25 protein-coding genes are annotated in these 23,701 nt (G+C 64.7%); 12 read left to right on the top strand and 13 right to left on the bottom strand.

The genetic code is table 11. The annotated features are described in order from the left end of the window. Nucleotides 1–11: 11 nt before the first annotated feature. Complete coding sequence (locus FJ951_RS07410; RefSeq protein ID WP_140514150.1) at nucleotides 12–2,015, bottom strand: PhoX family phosphatase; 2,004 nt, start codon at nucleotides 2,013–2,015, stop codon at nucleotides 12–14. Between the two features lie 283 nt (nucleotides 2,016–2,298). Here FJ951_RS07410 and FJ951_RS07405 point away from each other — a divergent pair, with 283 nt between their 5' ends. Next, nucleotides 2,299–2,811, top strand: coding sequence for a hypothetical protein (locus FJ951_RS07405; protein WP_140514149.1), 513 nt, complete (start codon nucleotides 2,299–2,301; stop codon nucleotides 2,809–2,811). Nucleotides 2,812–3,001: 190 nt separating this feature from the next. On the opposite strand, the gene FJ951_RS07400 is transcribed toward FJ951_RS07405, so the two are convergent. Together FJ951_RS07400 and FJ951_RS07395 are read right to left on the bottom strand one after the other, a co-directional pair. Then, nucleotides 3,002–3,658: a response regulator transcription factor gene (locus tag FJ951_RS07400; protein WP_140491751.1), complete on the bottom strand. Its 657-nt coding sequence runs from the start codon at nucleotides 3,656–3,658 to the stop codon at nucleotides 3,002–3,004. Further along, nucleotides 3,655–5,046, bottom strand: a complete 1,392-nt coding sequence (locus FJ951_RS07395) for a sensor histidine kinase (protein WP_140514148.1) — start codon at nucleotides 5,044–5,046, stop codon at nucleotides 3,655–3,657. The genes FJ951_RS07400 and FJ951_RS07395 overlap by 4 nt, the downstream gene beginning before the upstream one ends. 160 nt (nucleotides 5,047–5,206) lie before the next feature. Here FJ951_RS07395 and FJ951_RS07390 point away from each other — a divergent pair, with 160 nt between their 5' ends. The 4 genes from FJ951_RS07390 (at nucleotide 5,207) to FJ951_RS07375 (ending at nucleotide 8,648) form a co-directional block, all read left to right on the top strand. After that, on the top strand, nucleotides 5,207–5,545 hold the full coding sequence (locus tag FJ951_RS07390; protein WP_140493450.1) for a hypothetical protein: 339 nt from the start codon (nucleotides 5,207–5,209) through the stop codon (nucleotides 5,543–5,545). A gap of 31 nt (nucleotides 5,546–5,576) precedes the next feature. Then, complete coding sequence (locus FJ951_RS07385; protein WP_140514147.1) at nucleotides 5,577–6,278, top strand: phosphatase PAP2 family protein; 702 nt, start codon at nucleotides 5,577–5,579, stop codon at nucleotides 6,276–6,278. A gap of 290 nt (nucleotides 6,279–6,568) precedes the next feature. Beyond that, nucleotides 6,569–6,847, top strand: a complete 279-nt coding sequence (locus tag FJ951_RS07380; protein ID WP_140491757.1) for a helix-turn-helix transcriptional regulator — start codon at nucleotides 6,569–6,571, stop codon at nucleotides 6,845–6,847. Between the two features lie 67 nt (nucleotides 6,848–6,914). Further along, entirely contained in the window at nucleotides 6,915–8,648 is a 1,734-nt protein-coding gene (locus FJ951_RS07375; protein WP_140514146.1) for a SulP family inorganic anion transporter, read from the top strand. A 40-nt stretch (nucleotides 8,649–8,688) separates the two neighbouring features. On the opposite strand, the gene FJ951_RS07370 is transcribed toward FJ951_RS07375, so the two are convergent. From FJ951_RS07370 to FJ951_RS07360, 3 genes are all read right to left on the bottom strand, one after another. Next, nucleotides 8,689–9,288 carry a DNA-3-methyladenine glycosylase gene (locus tag FJ951_RS07370; protein WP_140514438.1) on the bottom strand — a complete coding sequence of 200 codons (600 nt, stop codon included), beginning with the start codon at nucleotides 9,286–9,288 and terminating at the stop codon, nucleotides 8,689–8,691. A gap of 237 nt (nucleotides 9,289–9,525) precedes the next feature. Further along, the gene (locus FJ951_RS07365) at nucleotides 9,526–10,464 is read right to left on the bottom strand and encodes a CHAD domain-containing protein (protein ID WP_140514145.1); all 939 of its coding nucleotides are present in this window, start codon (nucleotides 10,462–10,464) and stop codon (nucleotides 9,526–9,528) included. After that, on the bottom strand, nucleotides 10,461–10,934 hold the full coding sequence (locus FJ951_RS07360; RefSeq protein WP_140514144.1) for a CYTH domain-containing protein: 474 nt from the start codon (nucleotides 10,932–10,934) through the stop codon (nucleotides 10,461–10,463). The genes FJ951_RS07365 and FJ951_RS07360 overlap by 4 nt, the downstream gene beginning before the upstream one ends. Before the next feature lie 92 nt (nucleotides 10,935–11,026). Here FJ951_RS07360 and FJ951_RS07355 point away from each other — a divergent pair, with 92 nt between their 5' ends. From FJ951_RS07355 to FJ951_RS07335, 5 genes are all read left to right on the top strand, one after another. Further along, nucleotides 11,027–11,716 carry a CerR family C-terminal domain-containing protein gene (locus FJ951_RS07355; RefSeq protein ID WP_140514143.1) on the top strand — a complete coding sequence of 230 codons (690 nt, stop codon included), beginning with the start codon at nucleotides 11,027–11,029 and terminating at the stop codon, nucleotides 11,714–11,716. Continuing rightward, a complete protein-coding gene (locus FJ951_RS07350) occupies nucleotides 11,713–12,666 on the top strand; it encodes an HlyD family efflux transporter periplasmic adaptor subunit (protein ID WP_140514142.1) in 954 nt (317 codons plus the stop codon). Before FJ951_RS07355 ends, FJ951_RS07350 begins: the two co-directional genes overlap by 4 nt. Next, the gene (locus FJ951_RS07345; protein ID WP_140491769.1) at nucleotides 12,663–13,583 is read left to right on the top strand and encodes an ABC transporter ATP-binding protein; all 921 of its coding nucleotides are present in this window, start codon (nucleotides 12,663–12,665) and stop codon (nucleotides 13,581–13,583) included. Before FJ951_RS07350 ends, FJ951_RS07345 begins: the two co-directional genes overlap by 4 nt. Continuing rightward, nucleotides 13,580–14,716 (top strand): ABC transporter permease, encoded by a 1,137-nt coding sequence (locus FJ951_RS07340; protein ID WP_140491771.1) that lies wholly within the window; start codon nucleotides 13,580–13,582, stop codon nucleotides 14,714–14,716. The genes FJ951_RS07345 and FJ951_RS07340 overlap by 4 nt, the downstream gene beginning before the upstream one ends. Before the next feature lie 257 nt (nucleotides 14,717–14,973). Further along, nucleotides 14,974–15,279 (top strand): DUF1236 domain-containing protein, encoded by a 306-nt coding sequence (locus tag FJ951_RS07335; protein ID WP_140491773.1) that lies wholly within the window; start codon nucleotides 14,974–14,976, stop codon nucleotides 15,277–15,279. A 112-nt stretch (nucleotides 15,280–15,391) separates the two neighbouring features. On the opposite strand, the gene FJ951_RS07330 is transcribed toward FJ951_RS07335, so the two are convergent. Both FJ951_RS07330 and FJ951_RS07325 read right to left on the bottom strand, forming a co-directional pair. Beyond that, on the bottom strand, nucleotides 15,392–16,372 hold the full coding sequence (locus FJ951_RS07330; RefSeq protein ID WP_140491775.1) for a threonine/serine dehydratase: 981 nt from the start codon (nucleotides 16,370–16,372) through the stop codon (nucleotides 15,392–15,394). 147 nt (nucleotides 16,373–16,519) lie between these two features. Beyond that, the gene (locus FJ951_RS07325) at nucleotides 16,520–16,843 is read right to left on the bottom strand and encodes a hypothetical protein (protein ID WP_140514141.1); all 324 of its coding nucleotides are present in this window, start codon (nucleotides 16,841–16,843) and stop codon (nucleotides 16,520–16,522) included. 177 nt (nucleotides 16,844–17,020) lie between these two features. Here FJ951_RS07325 and mbfA point away from each other — a divergent pair, with 177 nt between their 5' ends. Then, on the top strand, nucleotides 17,021–18,004 hold the full coding sequence (mbfA, locus tag FJ951_RS07320; protein ID WP_140491779.1) for an iron exporter MbfA: 984 nt from the start codon (nucleotides 17,021–17,023) through the stop codon (nucleotides 18,002–18,004). 42 nt (nucleotides 18,005–18,046) lie between these two features. Here mbfA and FJ951_RS07315 read toward each other — a convergent pair whose 3' ends face one another. Together FJ951_RS07315 and FJ951_RS07310 are read right to left on the bottom strand one after the other, a co-directional pair. After that, the gene (locus FJ951_RS07315; protein ID WP_140514140.1) at nucleotides 18,047–18,391 is read right to left on the bottom strand and encodes an antibiotic biosynthesis monooxygenase; all 345 of its coding nucleotides are present in this window, start codon (nucleotides 18,389–18,391) and stop codon (nucleotides 18,047–18,049) included. Continuing rightward, nucleotides 18,388–18,720 carry an NIPSNAP family protein gene (locus tag FJ951_RS07310; protein WP_140491782.1) on the bottom strand — a complete coding sequence of 111 codons (333 nt, stop codon included), beginning with the start codon at nucleotides 18,718–18,720 and terminating at the stop codon, nucleotides 18,388–18,390. The genes FJ951_RS07315 and FJ951_RS07310 overlap by 4 nt, the downstream gene beginning before the upstream one ends. A 161-nt stretch (nucleotides 18,721–18,881) precedes the next feature. Between FJ951_RS07310 and FJ951_RS07305 the strand changes: the two genes are divergently transcribed. After that, a complete protein-coding gene (locus FJ951_RS07305) occupies nucleotides 18,882–19,556 on the top strand; it encodes a winged helix-turn-helix domain-containing protein (protein ID WP_140514139.1) in 675 nt (224 codons plus the stop codon). A gap of 78 nt (nucleotides 19,557–19,634) precedes the next feature. On the opposite strand, the gene ligD is transcribed toward FJ951_RS07305, so the two are convergent. From ligD to FJ951_RS07290, 3 genes are all read right to left on the bottom strand, one after another. Further along, the gene (ligD, locus tag FJ951_RS07300; protein WP_140514138.1) at nucleotides 19,635–22,148 is read right to left on the bottom strand and encodes a DNA ligase D; all 2,514 of its coding nucleotides are present in this window, start codon (nucleotides 22,146–22,148) and stop codon (nucleotides 19,635–19,637) included. A 12-nt stretch (nucleotides 22,149–22,160) separates the two neighbouring features. After that, the gene (locus FJ951_RS07295) at nucleotides 22,161–23,039 is read right to left on the bottom strand and encodes a Ku protein (RefSeq protein WP_140514137.1); all 879 of its coding nucleotides are present in this window, start codon (nucleotides 23,037–23,039) and stop codon (nucleotides 22,161–22,163) included. Nucleotides 23,040–23,150: 111 nt separating this feature from the next. Next, complete coding sequence (locus FJ951_RS07290) at nucleotides 23,151–23,657, bottom strand: ferritin-like domain-containing protein (RefSeq protein ID WP_140491790.1); 507 nt, start codon at nucleotides 23,655–23,657, stop codon at nucleotides 23,151–23,153. Nucleotides 23,658–23,701 lie beyond the last annotated feature (44 nt).

The following is a 23,701-nucleotide window of genomic DNA, read 5'->3' as shown; positions in this document are numbered from 1 at the left end:
GGAATTGCCCTCTAAATCGCGATCTTGCCGCCGCCTTGCCTGGTAATGGCGACGACCGCCGGCCGCACCGGCATGTCCGGCTTGAAATCGGGCCAGCGCGTCGACGGATCCTCATAATAGGACGGGCGGCCGAACGCCTCCCAATCCTCGCCGCCGTCGCCTGGATGCTGGACGGCGACGAAGGCGGTCTGATCGTCGGGCGCAAACAGCGGCCCGCACATTTCAGCGCCGATCGGCACGCGGAAAAACAGTTTTGACGTCGCGCGCGCCGGCCCTTCGGTGTCGACCGCCCACAGGCCGTCGGTGCGGCCGGTGGTCTTCGGGCCCTGGCCGTCGGTGGCGACCCACAGGCGCCCGGCCGAATCGACCGCGCAATTGTCGGGCATGCCGAACCAGCCATTGGCCGTGGTGGCGGTGGAGAAGGTGGCGCCGACATCGGCAACCGCTGGATCGCCGCATTTCAGGAGCACCTCCCATTTGCCCCTGGTGCCGGCGAAATCGCCGCCATCCTCCGATATCTCGATGATATGGCCGAAGGCGTTATCGGCGCGCGGGTTGGCGGCGTCGACCTGATCGGCCTTGCGCTTGGAATTGTTGGTCAGCATGACATAGACCTTGCCGTTGATACGATTGGGCTGGATGTCCTCGGGACGGTCCATCTTGGTGGCGCCGAGCAGGTCGGCGGCACGCCGCGTCTCGATCAACACGTCGGCCTGGCCGGCAAAGCCGTTCTCAGGTGTCAGCGGACCCTGGCCGAAGACGATCGGCAGCCAGTCCACCGTACCGTCCGCGGCGAATTTGGCGACATGCAGCGTGCCGTCGTCGAGCAGGTTCATGTTGGCGGCGCGGTCGTCCGGATCGAAACGGCCCGCGGTGACGAATTTGTAGACGTACTCGAAGCGCTCGTCGTCGCCGAGATAGAAGACGACGCGGCCATCCTTGGCGATGATCGATTCGGCGCCTTCATGCTTAAAGCGGCCCATTGCGGTGCGCTTCCTCGGCGTGGATGTCGGATCGTTGACGTCGACCTCTACGATCCAGCCGAAACGGTTGGGCTCGTTCGGCTCCTTGGCGAGGTCGAAGCGATCGTAATGCGCGCCCCATTCATAGGCGCCTTCCGGAATGCCGAGGCGCTTGTAGTTGGCGGCTTCCTTATGGCCTTCCGGCAGTTCACCGGAGAAATAGCCATGGATGTTCTCCTCGGCCATGACATAGGTGCCCCAGGGCGTGACGCCGCCGGCGCAGTTGTTGAATGTGCCGATGACCTTGGTGCCGGATGGGTCGGCATTGGTCTTGACGCGGTCATGGCCGGCGACCGGGCCCGACAGCGCCATTTCGGTGTTGGAGGTGATGCGGCGGTTCAACTTGCCGTCGCGCACCACCTGCCACTTGCCGCCTTCCTTGCGGATCTCGACGATGGTGCCGCCATGTGCCGCCATCTCGACATCGACCTGCTCCTTCGAGAGCGGCGTGAGTTCGGCCGCCTTCTTGCCGTCCTTCTCGACTATCTTGACGATACCCGGGAACATCAGATGCGGATTGGTGTATTCGTGGTTGACGACCAGCAGGCCGTGCTCCGCGGAGCCATCGATCCCGATATAGCCGACATAGTCGTTGTTGTAGCCGAATTGTCTTGCCTGGGCCTCAGCCGACTGTCTGGCCGGGTCGAACTCCGGCGAATCGGCAAACAGCGGATCGCCCCAGCGCAACAGCACGTCGGCATCGTAGCCCGGCGCGACATGGTGCTTGTCGTCGATACCGGCTTCGAGTTCCTCGAACGAGAAGGCGGAGCCCTCGGCGGCACGCGCATCGTCGGCGGCCACGAGCGCCAGCGGGCTGACGGTGGCGGCGATGGCCGAGACGGCCAGCGAGCCCTTGAGGAAGGCGCGGCGGGAGAACCGCTCGGCAATGATTTCGCCCATGGTGCGGTTTTCGGTGGGGTTGGTCGCCGGACCGTCGTTTTCCTCAAGCAGGCTGGTGCGGAATCGGGCGTCGGGCGAGCGATGGTCGGTCATGGTCTGCCTCTGGCTGGATGGCTGGAGCGTGTCACGCGTTTCGACCCCTTATAGACGATCGGTCACACTTTCGTGACATTCGTGCACCCGCCAGCTTGACCGCGAACCTCGCGCCACATCCGGTTTGAAACTCGGACCAAGGTCCTAAACCGATCGGGGCGAAGGTCCGGATTGCCGCGGCATCGGTCGTGGGCCACTTACACGAACACGCCATGTCGCCGATGGTCGCGTACCTGCACGAGATGGCCTCTGAATTTTGCCGGTCCGATCAAGTGAGGGACTGATGCGCAGCTCGATCATGGCTCATTGTTGCTGGCTGGCCCTGAGAGCAGTGCCGGCACTGGCGCTGACCATAGCCCCCTATCACCTCGATTTTCACGGTTCCGCCGCAGGCATTGTCGCGTCCAGCGCCCAAGCCAAGCCTGGCGGGAACAGCGGCAATGGCGGTGGTGGCGGTAACGGCAATGGCGGCAATGGCGGCAATGGCGGCAATGGAAATAACGGCGGCGGCAACAATGGCAACGCCGGAGGCAACAATGGCAACGCTGGCGGCAACGGGAACAATGGCGCCGGCAACAACGGCAAGGGGAAGGGTGCCAACAGCTCCGGCAAGCATGTGAACGCAACAACCGGCGATCGTGTCGAAATAGACGACAACAAGATCGTGGTGCAGCACCCTAACGGCTTCGGGGAAGAGATCGAGAAGGGTCGCTTCAAAATGACCGACGCTCTGGGCCGCACGATCGTCGAGCGCCCTGCGACGGCGGCGGATATAAGCCGCCTCAAGGGGTTGTAGAGCGGGCAATAGGCATCGCCCGCTTTACGTGTCACCTCCGCCGCCCCCCGGCGGAGGTGACCTTGTCGCTCCGGCCCCGTATAGGGGCCGTCTTTTTTGCCCTGGAGCGTTCCGCTGCTGCACCGCGCTTCAGGTTTTCATTTATGCGTGTCGTTATCCCAAACCGGGGATCCCTTGCGGCCGACCAGGATTAGCTGCCGGCCCGATCCCGCGCTTCGCGCATCAGCAGCGCCGCCTCGGTGCGATTGCGGACGTTGAGCTTGGACAGCACACCGGTCATGTGATGCTTGACCGTTTTTTCCTGCAGTGCCAGCCGCAGCGCCACTTCCTTGTTGCTCAGCCCTTCCGCCACCAGCTGCAGGATCTCGGCCTCGCGTCCGGTGAGCTGACGCAGGCGATCCGTCCTGCCGTTGGCCGGCTGCAGCGATTGCAGGTCCGAAAGCAGGCGAGCCGACAGGGTCGGCGACACATAGGTCTCGCCGGCCGCGACACCATGCAGGATTTCGGCCAGCATGCGCGAGCCGACCCCCTTCAGCACATAGCCGCGCACACCGGCATTCAGCGCCCGCGCCACGTCGGCATTGGCCTCCGAGACCGTCAGCATGACGATCTTCTGTCCGGGATTGGCACCCAGTATGCCGGCCACCGACGCAAGGCCGTCACCCGGCATGCTGATGTCGAGCAGCAGTATGTCGGGCTGCAAAGTCGAGGCGATGCGTTCGGCATCCTGCGCCGTGGCGCCCTGGGCCACCATTTCGAAGCCGCCGATCTCCGACAGGCTGCGGGTAACGCCTTCGCGAAACAGAGGGTGGTCGTCGACAATGGCGACACGGATGGTACCGATCATGGTTGATCCTCGGCGGCTAGCGTAATCATCAATCGTGTTCCCTGCGGCCCGGTCGTGGTCTCGAACTGGCCACCAATGCTTTCGATACGCTCCCTGATGCCGGCGAGCCCCAGGCCTTCGGCCCGCCTCGGGTCGAATCCGGGCCCGCCATCCGACACTTCAACGAAGAACTTGCCGCCTGTCATCCCGGCCTTCACCTCCTGATCCTTGCCCTGCCCATGACGATAAGCGTTGTTCAGCCCCTCCTGGACGAAGCGATAGATGCTGATCTTCTCCGAAGCGCCCAGTTCGGGCAACTGCCTGGATAGGGTCAGCGCCACGGAACTGCGGGTCCTGCGTTGATGCTCGTCGACGGCAAGACGCAGAATGTCGCCGGTCGCGGCCGTTTCTATCTGCGGCAGGACAAGGCCGTTGCAGATGCCGCGGATTTCACGCATCGCGTCGTCCAGCGCCATGCGGATCATGGCGATCTCGGCGTTGCGGCTGTCGCTGGAGGCACCCTCGCCGGAAATGGCGGGGCTGTCCACACGCAGCGCCGCCAGCGCGACGAGCTGGGCCGGCCCGTCATGAAGGTCGGCACCGATGCGACGCAGGTATCGTTCATTGAGCGCCGTGGCACGGCGCGACGCCTGCTGGACGCGCAGGCGCAGCGCCCGGTTTTGCGAAACCAGCGCCTGCAGCTCGGAGACCTGGCCCTGCAGAACGCCGCGCTGCTTGTCGATGGTGCGGCTGCCACGTATGACGATCCCCGACAACAGCAGCAGCGCCGTCAGCGTGGCGCCGGCCACGATCAGCCAGCTCGACAGCAAGGCGGAAGCCAGAGCCGCCTGGAAATCGTCGGCGATCTCGTAGAATTCGGTGACGGCGACCACCTCGCCCGACCAGGGTTCGCGGACTGGATTGTAGATTTCCAGCAGCGGCACGCCCGCGGCCCTCTCCTCCTTGTCGTCCTCGTCGCCTAGCTCGTTGAACTCGGCGACGACATTCCCGGCGAAGGCGGCACGCAGGTTGGCGCTCGGGCCGAACTGCCGGCCGATCAAGGCCGTGTCCTTCGAATACAGCACCGTGCCGTCCCGACGCCACAACTTGAAGGAAAACAGCCGTTTGCCGAGCGCGCCTTGGCCGAGGGTCTCGTCAAGCGCCCGTTTGACGGCGTCATCGAGCTGATGGTTCGTGCGCAGATCGGGGAGCAGCGGAGCGATCACGCTGTCGACATAAAGGGCAGTCGTGGCCGCCGAATTGTGGAGCACGCTTTCACGGATTTGCGCGGTGACCCAGAAGCCGACCACCAGCATCACCGCAAGCAGCCCGAAGCCGCCGGCAATGATGAACTGCAGCGCCAGCGTAAGCCCGTTCCAGCGCCGCGACAAGGTTTCGAGAAATCGCACGCCACGCTCCTCGCCCCCACCCGCAGGGGCAGGGTAGTGGCCGCGACTTTGGCGCTTCGGTCCTGCCGACACAAGAGCCTGGTCCCACGGCAGCTGCTTGACGTCCCGACGCGCTTGCGAAACAACGCACGGACGACCGGCATCAATATCGAGGGGCAGGGTGAGTTTTTCGGGGTTACTTCAGCTCGGTCTTTCGACCGTGATCTTTCTGCTGGCGGCGGCGGCCGCCAAGCAATGGGGGATGGCGCCCAGCCTGGGCAAGATCGTGCTGACGCTTGCGCTCTATTCGCTGGGCAACCTGATCATGCTGCGGCTGATTCGCGAGTTCGGCATGTCGGTGTCGTTCAGCCTGTCGGCCGTCATCCAGCTGGTATCGGTCAATCTGGTGGCGCTGATATTCTTCGGCGAGCGCATCAATACGCTGCAAGCGGCCGGCATCGTGCTGGCGATTGCCGCCGTGGCGCTGATCACGCTCGGGCCCTATGTGCAAGGGCGATGACCGGCAAACCATGGTTGCGAAACGAGGTTCGATGAAGACTGCGGCAAAGGCTCTGCTGAGCCGGGTCGAATTCCCGGTGCTGCTGGCCGGCCTTGTCGTCGCCGCCGGCCTGTGGGGCTTCGTGGAGTTGATGGAGGTGGCACGGGCCACCACGCCGCACGCCTTCGACGCTGAAATCATGCTTGCCTTCCGCCAGGCCGGCCAACCCGGTATCCCGATCGGCCCGCCATGGATGGAAGGGGCGATGCGCGACATCACCAGCCTCGGCAGCACCAGCGTGCTGGTGCTGATCACGGCGGCGACGATCATCTATCTGCTGTTGATCCGCAGGCCCGGGACCGCGCTTCTCATCTTCGTCGCCGTGGCGGGCGGCCAGATGCTGTCGAGCCTGCTGAAGCTCGGCGTCGACCGGCCGCGGCCCGAGCTCGTCTCGCATCTGGTCAACGAGACCTCGCTTTCCTTCCCGAGCGGCCACGCGATGCTTTCGGCGGTGACCTATCTCACATTGGGCTCGCTTGCGGCGCGCTTCCTGCAGGGCCGGACGACGAAGATCTATGTTCTGGCGCTCGCCGTGCTGACGACGGTGCTGGTCGGCATCAGCCGCATCTATCTCGGCGTCCACTGGCCGTCGGACGTGCTGGCCGGCTGGTGCGCGGGCTTTGCCTGGGCCATGCTGTGCTGGTTGGCGGCAAGGGTCCTGCAACGGCGCAGGGTGGTGCGTGACGACGTCTGACGACGCTCGACCGGGAAGCGGTCAGATCAGCCGGTTGATCAAGTGTCCGCAGCCCGTTAGCAGAAGGACCACCGATACCAGGCATGCCGATGTCGTCAATGTCTTGAAAATGGTCAACCACGTTATCCCCTGCCCCAGATGGAACACCATAGCTCTCAATGCTCGGGAAGTATCCGAAAAATGCTCGATAGCGATGATGATCAAGGCTCAAGCGTACATCCTGATGCTTGAAACATCATAATGATCGTATTATACATCATATCCGCAGACTCAGACGGGGATTCCGGCCGATGATCACTGCCGCGCAGATGCGCGCCGCGAGGGCGCTGGCCGGCATCGATCAGAAGACGCTCGCCGAGCGCGCCGGCGTTTCGCTTCCCACCATCCAGCGCATGGAAGCGAGCGACGGCGTGGTCAGGGGTGTGGTCGATACGCTGATGAAGGTCATCCAGGCCCTCGACGAGGCCGGGGTGGAGCTGATCGGCGAGAATCAACCCAGTGAGCGCGGCGGCCGGGGCGTGCGCCTCAAGCCTGCCGTGCCGCCCAATCCGAAAGCTGAGCCGGCATAAGTCGCGACGGCGACCGCCGACAGTCCTGCCGACGATCCCGCCGCCTTTCAGGTGCGGAAGGAAGTCCATGGACGAGATCGGGCAGACGCTCAACGAAACCGCGCGCAAACCGACCCATGGGCCGGCAAAGCCGACTTTTTCCGAACTGTTCACACCGAAACTGGTGACGGTCTGGCGCGAAGGCTACAGGCTCGAACATCTCAGGGCCGATGCCATTGCCGGGCTAACCGTCGCCATCGTCGCCTTGCCGCTGTCGATGGCAATCGCCATCGCATCAGGGGTGACGCCGGAGCGCGGGCTCTACACATCGATCATCGGCGGCTTCATCATCTCGGCGTTCGGCGGCAGCCGTTTCCAGATCGGCGGCCCCGCGGGCGCCTTCATCGTGCTGGTGGCGGCGACGGTCGCGCGGGTCGGCGTGGACGGGCTGTTGCTGGCGACGATGATGGCCGGCATCTTCCTCATCGCCATCGGCTATCTGCGGCTCGGCACCTACATAAAGTTCATTCCCTATCCGGTGACGGTCGGCTTTACCGCCGGTATCGCCGTCATCATCTTCTCGGGCCAGATCGTCGAACTGTTCGGGCTGAAGCTCGCCGGCAAGGAGCCAGGCCCGCTGGTGCCGAAGCTGACGGCGATCGGCGAGGCGGCCGGCACGATCAATCTCGCGGCGACCTTCGTGGCGGTGCTGACAATCGCAACCATCGCTTTCCTGAAGCGCTGGCGGCCGAAATGGCCGGCGATGTTGATCGCCATCGGTCTGGCGTCGCTCGCGGTGGCGCTGTTTGCGCTGCCGGCCGAGACGATCGGCACGCGCTTTGGCGGGATCCCGCGCAGCCTGCAATGGCCGGCGCTTCCCCCCGTCAGCCTCGACAGGATGATCGACGTGCTGCCGGACGCCATCGCCTTCGCGTTGCTGGGCGCCATCGAATCCTTGCTGTCGGCCGTCGTCGCCGACGGCATGACCGGCCGCCGGCACCGTTCCAACTGCGAACTGGTGGCGCAAGGCTTCGCCAACATCGCCTCGGCCCTGTTCGGCGGCATCTGCACCACCGGCACCATTGCCCGTACCGCCACCAATGTGCGGGCCGGCGCGCACGGGCCGGTTTCGGGCATGATCCACTCCATGATCCTGCTCGTCCTGATGCTGGCGGCAGCGCCGCTCGCCAGCTACATCCCGCTCTCCGCCCTCGCCGGCGTGCTGGCGGTGGTGTGCTGGAACATGTTCGAGAAGCAGGCTTTCGCCACGCTGCTGCGCGCCTCGCGCGGCGATGCGCTGGTGCTGATGGCCACCTTCCTGATCGTGGTCTTCCGCGACTTGACCGAAGGCATCGTTGTCGGATTCGCGCTGGGCTCGATCCTGTTCATCGACCGCATGGCGAAATCCATCGCCGTCGAGGCCGACCAGACGCTGGTGCCTGAGGACGTCGCCGACCGCAAGAGCGTCTATGATTCCAGGGACGCGACCGACGCCAACACCGTCGTCTACCGCATCTCCGGCGCATTCTTCTTCGGCGCCGCTTCGACCGTCGGCGCGGTGCTCGACCGCATCGCCGACCAGCGCAAGAACTTCATCCTCGACTGCTCGGCGGTGCCGTTCTTCGATTCGACCGCGGCCAATGTCATCGAGGGTGCGGCGCACAAGGCCAGGCGCGCCGGCGTGCGCTTTGTCATATCTGGCGCTTCGCCGCAGACAAGACGCACGCTGATCAACCACGGCCTCAAGCGCCCGCTGGTGACCTACGCCGCCTCGATCCGGGCAGCGCAGGCGCAGTTGGAGGGAAAAAGGGCAGCGCAGTAGCTTGCATTCATCTTCCTTTCAACGCGCCGGGAAGCACCTCTCATGGGTTGAGCGATCGTGAACCGCTGACAAACGGACTTCCCCGGACGTAAAATCGCAGCAGGCGGTCGGCATCCTTCGAAATGCCGATCCGAACGCCCTGCCCGATTTCGCCGGGGTCGCGGCCATCGCTTGCAAGCCATAGAGGGCCTTCCCGGCAAAGATCGAGCCCGTCGAGCGAACGGTCGATCCGCAACGCCATGGCGAGCCTTCCCGGTCCTCGCGCCAGGTCACGCAGGCGCTCGATGCCGCGATTGAGCTGCATGATCGGAATGCCGTCGAGCGGCTCCAGTGCCCTGATCAGGACGCCGGTTCCGATGCCGGGCATCTCGCTCGAGACATTCAGCATGTATGAGATGCCGTAGGCGAGATAGACATAGGCATGCCCGCGCTCGAGGAACAGCGAGCGATTGCGCGGGGTCATTCCCCTGAAGCCGTGCCCGGCAGCATCGCCGGCGACATACGCCTCGGTCTCGACGATGCGGCCGCTGGCAATGCCTTCGGGCAATTCCCGGACCACGATCTTGCCGATGAGATAGCGCGCGAGAGCGGCCGTATCGTGCGGCAGTTCCGAACGAGCGAGCGGGCGGCGGACGACCATCCTCATGGCGGCTGGTTTTAGATCCGCCCGGCCCATGTGGCAAAGGCTCTCGTGCGGCCGGCTCCGAAAATCTTCTCAATCCAGCTTCAGCGCCGCGACTTCGCCCTCGTTCATCAGCGGGATATAGAGGATCGACTTGCCGTCGGTACCGATGCCGGTGCGCGAATGAAGGGCCAGCCCCTCCCGGCGAGCCATACACGGCCAATGCCGGCATGACCGGCGATGAATGCCGTTGCGTCACCTCGCCGCCAATTCCTCCGCGGGCGGAGCGCCGGCAAGATCGTCGCGCGCCTTGCGGGCCAGCTTCTTCGTCGAGCGCCTGGGACTGTCGCCGAACAGTTCGGCCGCCTCGGCAAGGCAGGACTTCCTCAGGCTCTTTTCGGAATGCTTCAGGAGTTTGCCAAGGAGTTTCGTATCCCCGGGCGGCCCAAGCGGCTCGCCGCCGGCCTCCAGCATCGCGCGCATGACGAAGACGTCGTGCAGTTCGCCGAGTTGCTCTGCGAGCTTGTCGACCGCCTTGCGACGAGCCTTAATTGGCGTCGGCCACAGGCGGCCGAGCAGCGACAGATGCATGCTGTGGGTCTTGGCCGCCTTGCGCAGGTCGTGGAAATCCTCGGCCCCGCCGCTCGAGGCCGCCTTGTCCAGTGCTTTGCGCGCGCGCCGCAATGTGGCGCGGGCGCCCTCCGCCAGAATGTCGGCGGCCTGCTCCGGCTGGTCCGGCAAGGACAGCCTGTCGACGCGTTCGACGCCCTCCTGGCAGGCGGCGATGGCAGCTTTTATGGCCGCGTCGAGACCGGCGCCGGCATGAAGCGCGTGCTGGCGCATCACCAGGCGATCGCGGGCGGGGCCGAGGCCGTGACCGGCGCTTTGCCCCGGAAAGGTGTCGGCCAGGCGGTCGATCGTCTCGATCAAGGCGGTCGCCTCGCGCGGTCCGGCGAGCAATGCCGAGACCTGCCTATAACATTCATTCTCCGTGCGGCAGAATGTTTCGTCACCGGAACGAACCAGACGCAACAAGGCACGCACGCTCTTCAGTCGTTTGCGGGATTTGTGCAGTCCCTGTTCCGGCCTGTCACGCGCCATGTCGAGATGAGCAAGCGCCTTGCCGATTTCCTCGGCCAGGATACGCCTGACCTCGCCGGTCAGCGGCAGGCGCGGATCGATGCGAAAGCTCATGCGGCGATCTCCGGAATCCCCCCGAGGGCGAGCGACGCGTTGTAGAATTTCTGTTCGCCAGTCACTTCGCGGCCGAGCCAGTCTGGCAGCATTTCATCCGGAACATCGTCCGGCGTTTCGAGTTCGGCCATCACAAGCCCCGCCAGCGCGCCGCCGAAGACATCGACTTCGTAGAGATAGCCGCCATGCCTAACATGATGACGTGTCTTCTCGATGACACGCCCGATGGCGAAGCCGAGCATCTCCACGGCGTCGGCCAGCGGAATGGGATATTCGAATTCGTCGCGCTCCCGCGCCGTGCTGCCGAATTTGAGCGTCAACCTGGCCGAGGCGCCGTTGCTGATGCGCACGCGCACCGTGCGTCCTGGCGCGGCGGCGAGATAGAACTGGAGGATGCGGATGTCCGTCTCGACCAGATCCCGCCATGCCGTGCCGGAGACCAGGAACTTGCGCTCGACTTCCTTGCCCATGGCCGCGCACTAAAGCCCGCGCGGGCCGGCATGGCAAGCCATGTCCGAACTCGGATTTGACTTTAATCAATCGATTGATTAAAGTATGCCACATGATCAAGCCGCCCGAAGCCCGAACTCCTCGCCGTGAGCCGCCCGCTGCGGAGATGACGCGTGAAGCGCTGGTCCGCGCGGCGCTCAAGCTGTTCGGACGACAAGGCTTCGACGGCACCTCCACGCGCGAGATCGCGGCGGAGGCCAAGGCCAATATCGGTTCCATCGCCTATCACTTCGGCAGCAAGGAGGGGCTGCGCCTCGCCGCCGCCGACCATATCGTGGACACCATACAATCGGTCGCCGGCCAGGCACTCGGCGAGACGCGGGCGCCGGCAATCGCGAACGCCGAGACGGCGCGCGCGCAGCTGTTCGCCGCGCTGGAGCGGATGGTGGCATTCGTTGTGGCGCAGCCGCAGGCCGGTGAGATCGTGCAGTTCGTGCTGCGCGAGCTCTCGCACCCGACCGCGGCGCTCGACCGCATCTATGACGGCGTGTTCGAGCCGACGCATCGGCGCCTGTGCCTGCTCTGGGAACAGGCGACCGGCGAGGCGGCCGAGAGCGAGGCGACCCGGCTCACCGTGTTCACGCTGATCGGACAGGTCATCTATTTCCGCATCGGCCGCGAGGCGGTCATGCGCCGCATGGGCTGGCGCGAGATCGGCGCCGCCGAGGCCGCCAAGGTGGCGGCCGTCACATCGGAGAACCTCAGCGCCATACTGGCCGCCCGGAAGGGATCGAGACGATGAGCTTTCTTTGTTCGCTGCCGCTTGCCGCTCAACTCTTCGGCGCCTGCGCACCGGCTTCTCCGCTGGCCGTCGGGTATGTCGAAGGCGACTATGTGCTGCTGGCGCCGATCGAGGTGGCGCAGGTCGAGACCGTCGCGGTCAAGCGCGGCGATCGCGTCACATCGGGCACCACGATCGTGACGCTGGAAAACGCCGACGCGAAAATCGCGGTCGCACAGGCCACGGCAAGTCTCGCCCAGGCGCGCGCGCAGCTTGCCGATCTGCAGGTAGGCAAGCGGCCGGAAGAAATCGCCGCCCTCAAGGCCCAGGTCGACATGGCCAAGGCGCAGGCTGACGATGCCAGACGCAAATACGACCGCGCCGCCGACCTCTTCAAGCGCGGCACCGGCACGCAGGCCGACTACGACACCGCCTCGGCCACGCTGGAGACGGCCAACGCGCAGGTCGGACAGGCGCAGGCCAATCTCGCCGCCGGCGGCCTGCCGGCGCGTCCCGAGACGATCAGGGCCGCCGAAAGTCAGGTCAAGCAGGCACAGGCCGCGCTCGACCAAGCGGCGTGGCGGCTATCCAAGCGCACCCTGGCGGCCCCTTCTCCGGGCCGCGTCAGCGACGTCATTCGCAATCCGGGCGACACGGCAGGTCCGACCGCGCCCGTCATCTCCGTGCTGCCCGACGGCGCGGTGAAGCTCAGCGTCTATATACCGGAAGCCGCCTTCTCCTCCGTCAAGGTCGGCACCTTGCTCCGCGTCCATTGCGACGGTTGCGGCCCGGATGTGAAGGCGCGCGTCAGCTATGTCTCGCCCGATCCGGAATTCACTCCGCCGGTGATCTATTCGCTGGAGAACCGGCAGAAGCTGGTCTACCTCGTCGAGGCGCGGCCGGAGGGCGGCGCCGGCGCCTTGCAGCCGGGCCAGATCGTCGACGTCGAGCTGGCGGTTTCAGGAAAATGAACGTCATCGACGTGCACGGCCTGGTCAAGCGCTTCGGCGACAAAACCGTCGTCGACCATGTCACGATGACGGTGGCGGAAGGCGAGATCGTCGGCTTCCTCGGCCCCAACGGCTCGGGCAAGACCACCACCATCCGCATCATGTGCGGCCTGCTGACCCCGGACGAGGGCGAAGGCACGGTGCTGGGTTTCGACATCCTCACCGACAGCCTGCGCATCAAGCGCGAGGTCGGCTACATGACGCAGAAATTCTCGTTCTACGAGGATCTGACGATCGGCGAGAACCTCGAATTCGTGGCGCGGCTCTACCGGCTGAAGCCGGTCGAGGAGCATGTCGCCAGGACCCTGGAGGAGCTCGGCCTGACGACACGCCGCAACCAGCTCGCCGGTACGCTATCGGGCGGCTGGAAGCAGCGGCTGGCGCTGGCCGCCTGCATCATGCACAAGCCCAAGCTGCTTCTGCTCGACGAGCCGACGGCCGGCGTCGACCCCAAGGCGCGGCGCGAGTTCTGGGACGAGATCCACCGGCTGGCGAGCGGCGGGCTGACCGTGCTGGTCTCCACCCACTACATGGACGAGGCCGAGCGCTGCCATCGCATCAGCTATATCTCCTACGGCAAGATGCTGGCGACGGGCACCGTCGCCGAGGTGGTCAGGAATGCCGGCCTGACCACTTTCGTCCTGCAGGGCCCGCGCCTCGACCAGGTGGCGCAAGCGCTCGAAGGCCGGCCGGGCGTCGACCAGGTGGCGCCGTTCGGCGCGACGCTGCATGTCGTGGGAGCCGACAGGAAGAAGCTGGAGACGGCGCTGGCCGATGTCGAGAAGGAACACAAGGGCGTGACGGTTGCGCCGGGCGAAACCAGCCTCGAGGACGTCTTCATTCAGTTCATGTCCGGCTCGAAGGACAACATGGCATGAACGCGGTCTTCTCCTTAGCCCGGCTCGGCGCGCTGCTGATCAAGGAGTTCATCCAGATGCGCCGCGACCGCATCACCTTCGCCATGATGCTGGGCGTGCCGCTGATCCAGCTGGTGCTGTTCGGCTACGCCATCAACAACGACCCGAAGAGCCTGCCGGCGGCACTCGTGGCGACGAGCAGCGATCCCTATACGCGCGCCATGGTCTCGGCGCTGCAGACCACCGGCTACTACCGTTTCGACCATGTGGCGCAAAGTGCCGAGGAGGCCGAATTCCTGATGGCGCGCGGCGACGTCGCCTTCGTCGTCACCATTCCGGCCGATTTCGCGCGGCGGGTGGAGCGCGGCGACAATCCGCAGATCCTGATCGAGGCCGACGCCACCGACCCGGCGGTTGCCAGCGGCGCCATCTCGACGCTCAGCACCGTCGCCGGCCAGGCGCTGCTCAGAGCGCAAGGCATGCAGGAGGCCGCCGCCGAGGCCGCCCGGGGCCAGCTCGATGTGGTCGTGCACCGGCGCTACAATCCGGAGGGCATCTCGCAATACAACATCGTCCCCGGCCTGCTCGGCGTCATCCTGCAGATGACGATGGTGATGATGACCTCGATCGCGCTGACGCGCGAGACAGAGCGCGGCACGATGGAGAACCTGCTCGCCATGCCGTCCAGCCCGCTCGAGATCATGCTGGGCAAGGTGCTGCCCTATCTGGCGGTCGGCGCGGTTCAGGTCGTGGTGGTGCTGGCGGCGTCGAAGCTTCTGTTCGCCATCCCCTTCACGGGGTCGATGACGCTGCTCTTGTCGGCGGTGCTGGTGTTCGTGCTGTCCCTGGTGCTGCTCGGCTACACGATCTCGACCGTCGCGCGCACGCAGATGCAGGCCTTGCAGCTCACCTTCTTCTTCTTCCTGCCGTCGATCATGCTTTCGGGTTTCATGTTTCCCTATCGCGGCATGCCGGGCTGGGCGCAGATCTTTGGCGAGATCTTTCCCCTGACGCATTTCCTGCGCATTACCCGTGCCGTCATGCTGAAGGGCGCGCAGCTGCCGGCGGTGGCCGTGGAGATCGGCTGGCTGATGGTGTTCGTGGCGCTGTTTGCCGGCGTCGCCCTGGTCCGCTTCCGCCGCACGCTGGACTGAAAACAGCCGCTGGGGCGGTCCAGGGTTCCATCGAGCCCTGGACCCTCCCGTTGGAACCATGCTTCTGCCCCGGCGTTGTCGATCAGCCTCGCCGCTGCCACTTGCGGGCCAAGACGGCCCCCTCAGTGCAAGCGAAGCCTTTGGCATCTCGAGTCCGGCCGCATCATCTGGCGGGGTGCGGAATGCCACCAAAACAACGAGATAGAGCCGAGACTTGCAACTGTATTGCGCTCTATCGACCAGCAATGGAGGCAATGATGAGACTGTATCTTTCCGCCACCGCGGCCGGGCTTCTGCTAGCCGCCGGCATCGGTGCCGCCGCTGCTCAGGACGTGATCATCGAGCCGCAGCAGGAGACCGTTATCCGCGAATATGTGCACAAGAAGCCGATCGCCTCGGTCGACCTGCTGGGCGTCCAGCTGGCCATCGGCTCGACCTTGCCGGACACTGTTGAGCTGCATGCGATCGATGTTCCTGATGTGCAGTACCGCTATGTCGTCGTCAACGGTCAGACCGTCCTCGTCGATCCCGGAACCCGTCGCATCGTGAAAGTCATCGACTGACGGCACCGTCATCAGCTGACGGGCACTGGGCAATTCCAGGAAAAGTGCGCAGCGGTTTCCATCCGGAATTGCGAAACAACAAGGCTGCCCGCCCTGCCATGCAGGGCGGGCGTCAAGCGGCAGCAGCCATGATCTTGGCATAGGCGTCGAAATCGACATTGCCGCCAGACAGCACCACGGCCACGCATTTGCCGGCCAAGTCGATCCTGCCCGACGAGAGCGCGGCGAGCCCGACGCAGCCGCCGGGCTCCACGACGAGCTTGAGATGGGCCATGGCGTCGCGCATGGCCTGCTTCGTCGCCTCCTCCGAGACGGCAATCCCGCCGGCCAGCGTCCTGCGATTGATCTCGAAAGTGAGCGCGCCCGGCTCGGCGACGAGAAGTGAATCGCAGATCGAGGTGTGGCCGGGCTCATTCGCTACCCTGGTGCCCTTGGCCAGCGACCGGCTGGTGTCGTCGAAAAATTCCGGCTCTGCCGCCCAGACGGCGGTGGCGGGCGAACCGTCCTTGACCGCGATCGAAATCCCGCTGCTCAGCCCGCCGCCGCCACAGGGAACGATGACGGCGTCGAGGCTCACGCCAAGCGCCTTGGCCTGACGCAGCAGTTCGAGGCCGATCGTGCCCTGGCCGGCGATGATGGCGGGATCGTCATAGGGCGGCACCAGGACCATGCCCTTCTCCACGTAAGGCCGCACCACGGCCACGCGGTCTTCGCGGACGCGATCGAAGGCGACCACTTCGGCGCCCATCTTGCGGACATTGCCGATCTTCATGGCCGGTGCGTCCGACGGCATGGCGATGACCGCCCTGACGCCGAACATGGCGGCGGAAGCGGCAACGCCTTGCGCATGATTGCCCGAGGAAAAGGCGACCACGCCGCGGCCACGCTCCTCGGCCGATAGCGAGGACAGCTTGTTGTAGGCGCCGCGGAACTTGAACGAGCCGGTACGCTGCAGCGTTTCCGGCTTGAACAGGATGCGGCCGCCGAAGCGGCTGTTGAGCTCGGGCGATTCGATCAGCGGCGTCTCGACGATAAGGCCGGAGAGCCGGGCGGCGGCGGCGTGGATATCGGCGATGCCGGGAGGCGTGGTCATGGCGGGTCCTGTAAGATGTGGTCCGGCCATGATGCACGCAAAGGGCCGCGCGAGGCCAACAAAAAAATGTAACCCTCACAAGGTTTGAGATCACGACGGCCGGCAGTGCTGGCAGTCACCTGCCTGCCGGTCCGTCCAGTTCAACCCTCACCCCAACAACGTCCGCTGCCGCTTGTTGCCGCCGGCCTTGCGCCAGGCGTTGAAGCGATGGGTGGCGGCGGCAAAGGAAATCTTCATCTGCTGGGAGACCGAATAGCGCGACTTGCCTTCGTCGAACATGCGGTAGCAGCACTCGACGCCTTCCTCGGTCAGCTTGCCGTCGAGGGTCTTGTTGTGCGGGTTGGCGGGATCGAACTTCTCGATCTGCTGCTCGACCAGACCTTTCAGGCGCTGCAGATCGGCCTCGATGCTGGCTATGAGGTCGAGGACGGGTTTCGGGTCGAAGTGATGGGCGTCCGGCTTTGCAGTCATCGGCGGCTTCCTCGGTTGTTGGCTTGAGTTTGGTCATATAAGTGAACATTTGCCGATAATGAAGAGGCGGCGCCGAATGGCGGCTTCAACAAATCTTGACCACTGCCCAGGCGCACGATTGACCGATGCGGCAGCAAACTTTAGTTTAGAACAATTCTAAACTAGGGTGATTTCCTCATGCTTTCCCGTGTTTTCGGCTTCGGCCGCCGCTCCTTCGATTCGCTCTCCGAACAGGAGATCCTGGCGCTTGCCATCTCGTCGGAAGAAGACGACGGGCGCATCTATCGCGCCTATGCGGATGGGCTGGCGGAGGATTTTCCGCAATCGGCCAAGATGTTCGAGGACATGGCCGAGGAGGAGGACGGTCATCGCGACGCGCTGATCGAGCTTTTCCGCAGGCGTTTCGGGGAGCGCATTCCGCTGATCCGGCGCGAGCATGTGAAGGGCTATTACGAGCGCAAGCCCGACTGGCTGGTCAAGCCGCTCGGCATCGAGCAGGTACGCCGCCAGGCCGAGGCGATGGAGCGGCAGGCCTATCTGTTCTATGTCGAGGCGGCCAGGCGCACCACCGATGCCTCGACCAGAAAGCTGCTCGACGAACTGGCGGCGGCGGAACAGAGCCATGAGAGCATGGCGCAGCGGCTGGAGCAGCAGCACGTGCCGGGCACCGTGAAGGTCGAGGAGGCGACGGCCGAGCAGCGCCAGTTCATCCTCACCTATGTGCAGCCGGGACTGGCCGGACTGATGGACGGCTCGGTATCGACGCTGGCGCCGATCTTCGCCGCCGCCTTTGCCACGCATGACACGTGGCAGACGCTTCTCGTCGGCCTCGCCGCCTCGATCGGCGCCGGCATCTCGATGGGCTTCACCGAGGTCGCCTCCGACGACGGCAAGCTGTCGGGTCGGGGTTCGCCGGTCAAGCGCGGCCTGACCGTGGGCATCATGACGACGCTCGGCGGCCTCGGCCATGCGCTGCCCTACCTGATCCCGCATTTCTGGACGGCGACAGCGGTTGCCGCCGTGGTGGTGTTCTTCGAACTCTGGGCCATCGCCTTCGTCCAGAACCGCTACATGCAGACACCCTTCCTGCGCGCCGCCTTCCAGGTGGTGCTCGGCGGCGCGCTGGTGTTCGCGGCGGGCGTGCTGATCGGGAACGCATAGGGTTCATCCTTCTCCCCTTGTGGAGAAGGATGAACCTGCCGATTAGCCGTTCACGGCCCGGCTATCCACCGGCGCCTGTTGCCTTTCACTCAAGCCATAATCGCGCACGACGTGCGCGATGCGCAGGCGGTAGTCGGCAAAGATGCCGCCGCGCCCGGCCTGCTGCGCCTGCCGGTGTTCTTGCGTGTTGCGCCAGGTCTTCACCGCATCCTCGTCGCGCCAGAACGATAGTGACAGGATGCGGTCCGGATTGGCGAGGCTCTGGAAGCGCTCGACCGAGATGAAGCCATCGATGCCTTCAAGCAGCGGCCGCAACTGGGCGGCGATGCCCAGATAGGCGTCGCGCCTGCCCGCGGCCGGCTCGACCTCGAAGATGACGGCGATCACGGCAGCACCAGCTTCGCGTGCGGGCCGGACGCCAGTTTCAGGAACATGCGGTCCTCCTTGAGGATGAATTTTTCACGGCGGGCGAATTCGTAGTTTGCCTTGCCGGCCGGGTCGGCGGCAAGCCGGGCCCTATAGGCTTCATAGGCGGCCAGGCTTTCTATGTTGTAGGCCGCATAGGCGGTCGTGGCCGAGCCTTCATGCGGCGCGTAGTAGCCGATCAGGTCGGCGCCGCAGCGCGGAATGGCCTGGCCCCAGTTGCGGGCATATTCCTCGAACGCGGCCTTGCCGAACGGATCGATCTCGTAGCGGATGAAGCAGGTGATGGTCATTCCGGTCTCCCTGAGTTGACGCACAGATAATTCGATCTCTGTCGAAACGTCGCCTACGCCGGTGTGCTAAGCAGTTTCCTGTCAGGAGCATCGTCAGCGCTCCTTGAGCTCAGCGAAGGATAGTGATTATCTGGCGAGAATGCTTCGATAGGGATGAAACTATGCGCGAAGGACCCGACATTGCCCGCATCGCCAGCCTGATCGGCGACCCGGCCCGCGCCAACATGCTCAACGCATTGATGGGCGGCACGGCGCTGACGGCAAGCGAACTGGCGCTCGAGGCCGGCGTATCGATGCCGACCGCCTCCTCGCATCTGTCGAAACTGATGGAAGGCGGGCTGCTGACCGTGGCAAGCCAGGGCCGGCATCGCTATTACGGGCTCGCCGGGCCGCAGGTGGCTGAAATGATCGAAGCCATCGCCGGCGTCGCCGAAACCATCGGCCCCAGGCGCGTGCGGCCGGGCCCTCGCGACGGGGCGATGCGCGTGGCGCGCGTCTGCTACGATCATCTTGCCGGCGAGCAGGCGGTGGCGATGCTCGACCGCCTCATCGACCGGAGGCTGCTGCTGCGAGACCGCGGCGAAATCCGCTTGGCGCCTTCGGCCGCCTCGCATTTCGCGGCGATGGGCATCGATGTGGAGGCAAAGGCCCGGCGGCCGGTGTGCCGCGCCTGCCTCGACTGGAGCGTACGGCGCTCGCATCTCGCCGGCACGCTGGGCGCCGCCATCCTCGACAAGATCCTCACCGAGAAATGGGCGCGCCGGGAGAAGGACAGCCGCGCCGTGATTTTTTCGCCGCCCGGCAAACAGGCGTTCGAGAAGGTGTTTTTGGCTTGAGCTATCGGCGCTGTTGCCAGCATCGATTCGCCGGCGGGACAGGCGCGAAGGATCGCCGCGCTGCAAATGCGGGCAGGATTACCCCCGCTTCAACACCTTCCCCTTCTTGAAGAAATCCTTCCACGGATCGGCTTCCGCGAGTTGCTTCAGCGTCGTCTTGTCGCCGATGGGGAATGCGTTCGGCGGCAGGCCGGCTTCGATCTCGGCCCAGGTCACCGGCATCGACACCGTGGCACCCTTCTTGGCCCGCGACGAGTAGGGCGCCACCGTGGTCGCGCCGCTGCCATTGCGCAGATAGTCGACGAATATCTTGCCGGTGCGCGCCTTCTTGGACAGCGTCGCGGTGTAGCGGTCGGGCGCGCCCTGTTCCAGCGCGCGCGCGAAATCATGGGCGAAGCCTTTCACCTCCTCCCAGTTGGCCGACGGCTTCAGCGGCACGACGATATGAAAGCCCTTGCCACCCGACGTCTTGACGAAATTGGGCAGCGACAGCTCGTCAAGCTTGCCCCTTATGTCGAGTGCCGCCGCCCGCACCGCCTTCACGTCGACGCCTTCATCGGGGTCGAGATCGAAGACGATCTGGTCAGGTCGTTCGAGCTCGTCGATGGTGCAACCCCAGATGTGGATCTCGACCACGCCGAGCTGGACAAGTGCCGCGACGCCGTCGAAGTCACGGATAAACAGGATTTCCTCGCCATCCGTGGGATCCCTCGTTTTCTCGATCTTGTCATGCATGCCTGGCGAGGCATGCTTCTGGAAGAAGCGCTGGCCGCCGACACCGTCGGGGGCCCTGACCAGGCTGAGCGGGCGGTTGACCACGAATTGTTTCATGCGCGGCCACACCAGCGCGTAATGATCGAGCAGCCCCTGCTTGGATATCTTTTCGTCGGGCCACAGCAGCTTTTCTGGGTGGGACAGCTTCACCGTGGTGGTTGCCGCCCTTGCCGGCGTTGCGCCGCTTGACGCCGGCTTGGCCCGGGCCGTGCTTTTGCCTGTCGGTGCCTTCGGCTTTTCCTGCACGACTTCCTCCGCCGGCTTGTCTTCGCGCAGCCCCTGGAACGAGGCGTGGCGTACTATACGGTCGGAGGTCCAACTGCGGAACTCCACTTCGCCGACAAGCTCCGGCTTCACCCAGACCAGGCCCTTGCCTCTCGGCACGGCCTTGTCGAAGGGCGACGACTTCGTTTGCAGCGCATCGAGCTTCTTCTTCAGGGCGTTGGCGCCGCCGGTCGAGAAGCCGGTGCCGACGCGGCCGGCATAGTGCAGCTTGCCGGCCTCGAAATAGCCGAGCAGCAGCGAACGCAGCCCGCGCCCGGTCTTGTCGGACGGCAGGTAGCCGGCGATGACGAACTCCTGTCGCAGCGTGCATTTCGACTTCACCCAGGACGGCCCGCGCCCGCTGCGGTAGACCGCGTCGGCGCGCTTGGAGACGACGCCTTCCAGTCCCATGCGGCAGGCATGCTCAAGCATCACCTTGCCGGGCTCGGCGAAATGGTCGCTGAAGCGGACCGCCGAATCCTCCGGCTGGCTGGCCAGCAATTCCTGCAAGGCCTGCTTGCGCTCGACCAGCGGCTCGCGGCGCAGGTCCCGCCCATTCAGCCGCATCAGGTCGAAGACGTAGTAGATGAAGCGATCCGTGCGCTTCGCCGACAGGTCGGCCTGCAAAAGCGCGAAGGAAGAGACGCCGCTGTCGGCCAGCACGACGATCTCGCCGTCGATGATGGCGTCGCTGCATTTCAATCCGGCGAGCTCGGCGACGATCGCGTCGCCGAATTTCTTCGTCCAGTCGAGGCCGGTGCGGGTGAGCAGCCGCACGTCCGTGCCGGCGATCTGCGTCTGCATGCGATAGCCGTCGAACTTCACCTCATGCAGCCAGTCCTCGCCCGGCGGCGCTTCCCGCTCGAGCGTGGCCAGTTGCGGCTCGATGAAGTCGAGGCGCTTTGCGTGTCCGGCCTTGGCTTGGGCGGCGGCCGGTTTGTTGGAGTGCCAGACCTTCGCCTTCTCCCCTTTCGCGGCCTTGCCCGCCCCGACCTCCTCGATCGTCAGGCCCGACTTCACCGATTTCGGCGCTTCCTCCAGAATATCCTCGCCTGGCCGGGCCGCGCCATCGTCCGACTTGATCAGCAGCCAGTTGTCGCGCTTCTCTCCGGGGCGCGGTCTCAGCCGCACCAGGTGCCAGCTGCCGTGCAGCTTGTGGCCGTTGAGTTCGAAGTTGATATGGCCCTTCTTCATCGCCTTGGCCGGATCGCCCTCGGGCACCCATGTGCCCTCGTCCCAGACGATGACCGAGCCGGCGCCATATTCGCCCTTGGGAATGGTGCCCTCGAACGGCGCATAGTCGATCGGATGGTCCTCGACATGCACGGCCAGCCGTTTTTCGTGCGGATCGAGGCTGGGCCCGCGCGTCACCGCCCAGCTCCACAGCACACCGGCATGTTCGAGGCGCAGGTCGTAATGCAGCCTGGTCGCGGCGTGCTTGTGGATGACGAAGATGCCGCCGGGCGCGCTCTTCTTGCCGCGGGCGACCTTGCCGGGGGGTTCGGCGGTTTTCCTGAAATCGCGCTTGGCGTGATATTGTTCGAGGCTAGCCATCCCTTGATGTCCTCACGCCGATTTGCGCTTGGGCGCGGCTTCTTTCGGCTTGCCGCGTTTGACCGCCGGCTTGGCTTTCGCGGAGGCCTTGCCGCGGCGTTCGCCCGATCCGCCGTCCGACGAAAGGCTCTTCTTCAGAGCGTCGAAAAGATTGACGACGTTGGACGGCTTGGGCGCCGCCTTGGCCTTCGGCGCCTTGCGGCCCGCCTTCTTGGCGCGGATCAGTTCGAGCAGCGCATCCTCGTACTTGTCCTCGAATTTCGAGGGATCGAACTTCGCTTTCTTCTTGTCGATGATGAGCTCGGCCAGATCGGTCATCTCCTGATCCGTCTTCACCGATTCGATGTCGCCGAAGACGGTGTCCGGCTGGCGCACCGTGTTGTCGTAGCGCAACGTCGTCAGCACCATGCCCTTGCCGAGCGGTTCGATGACCACGGGACGTTCGCGCCGATAGAGCACGATGCGCGCCAGACCCGCCATCTTCTTGCCGGCCATCGCGTCGCGGATGACGGCGAAAGCGTCCTGCGAGACCTTGTCGGCCGGCGCGACGTAATAGGGCGTATCGAGATAGATCTGCTCGATGGAGGATTTGTCGACAAAGCCGTCGAGGCTCATCGTGTGCGAGGACTCGATCTGGATGGCCTCGATCTCGTCCTCTTCGATGTGGATGAACTTGCCATCGTCGTCCTCGTAGCCCTTTATCTCGTCGCCATCCTCAAGCGGCTTGCCGGTTTCGGCGTCGACATAGATCCGCTTCACCGTGTTGCCGGTCTCGCGGTTGAGGATGCGAAAAGAGACCTTCTCGGCATGGGTGACGACATTGGTCAGTTCGATGGCGCAGGTGACCAGCGAAAGCTTCAGATAGCCTCTCCAGGCGGGACGCGGCGCCATGATGATTTCCTGTAGAGAAAGACCTGGCTGGAACGGACGACGACCCCAACGGTTCCAATCCGGTCGAGCCAAGGCCGGCACGATTGCCACCGGCCCCGGCTCTTTCAGCCCCTATTCGGCGGCCTGCAGGTTGATCTTGCTTTCCGCTATTTCGGTCAGCTTGCGATCCGTCGCCTGCTCTTCCTTGAGGTTCTTGGCCAGCACGTTGGCGCAGTCGCTGCGGCCAAGCTGCTTGGCCCAGGCGATCAAGGTGCCATAGCGGGTCATCTCATAGTGCTCGACCGCTTGCGCCGAGGCGATCAGCGCCGCATCCAGCACCTCCTTGTCGTCGACGTCGCCGCTGACGTCGTCGGCTTCCTCGAGGATGCCGTCTATGGCCGGGCAGTTGACCTCCTTGGCCTTGACGCCGTGCAGTTCGAACACCTGCTCTACGCGCTCGACATGGCCCCTGGTCTGCTCGAGATGTTTCTCGAAGCCGGCCTTCAGCTGCGGATCCGTCGCCTTGTCGATCATCTTCGGCAATGCCTTCTCGATCTGCTTTTCGGCATAATAGATGTCGCGCAGCGTGTGCACGAAGAGGTCGTCCAGGGTTTTGATGTCCTTCGAAAAGAAGCCCATGATTGCGGCCCTTCCTTTGCTCTTGCGGTTGCGGGTTAGCGTGG

This window comes from Mesorhizobium sp. B2-2-3, from assembly GCF_006442405.1.
In the GTDB taxonomy this organism is placed as follows: Bacteria; Pseudomonadota; Alphaproteobacteria; order Rhizobiales; family Rhizobiaceae; genus Mesorhizobium.
The sequence above is the reverse complement of the archived record's forward strand: the minus strand, read 5'-3'. Positions and strand labels throughout refer to the sequence as shown.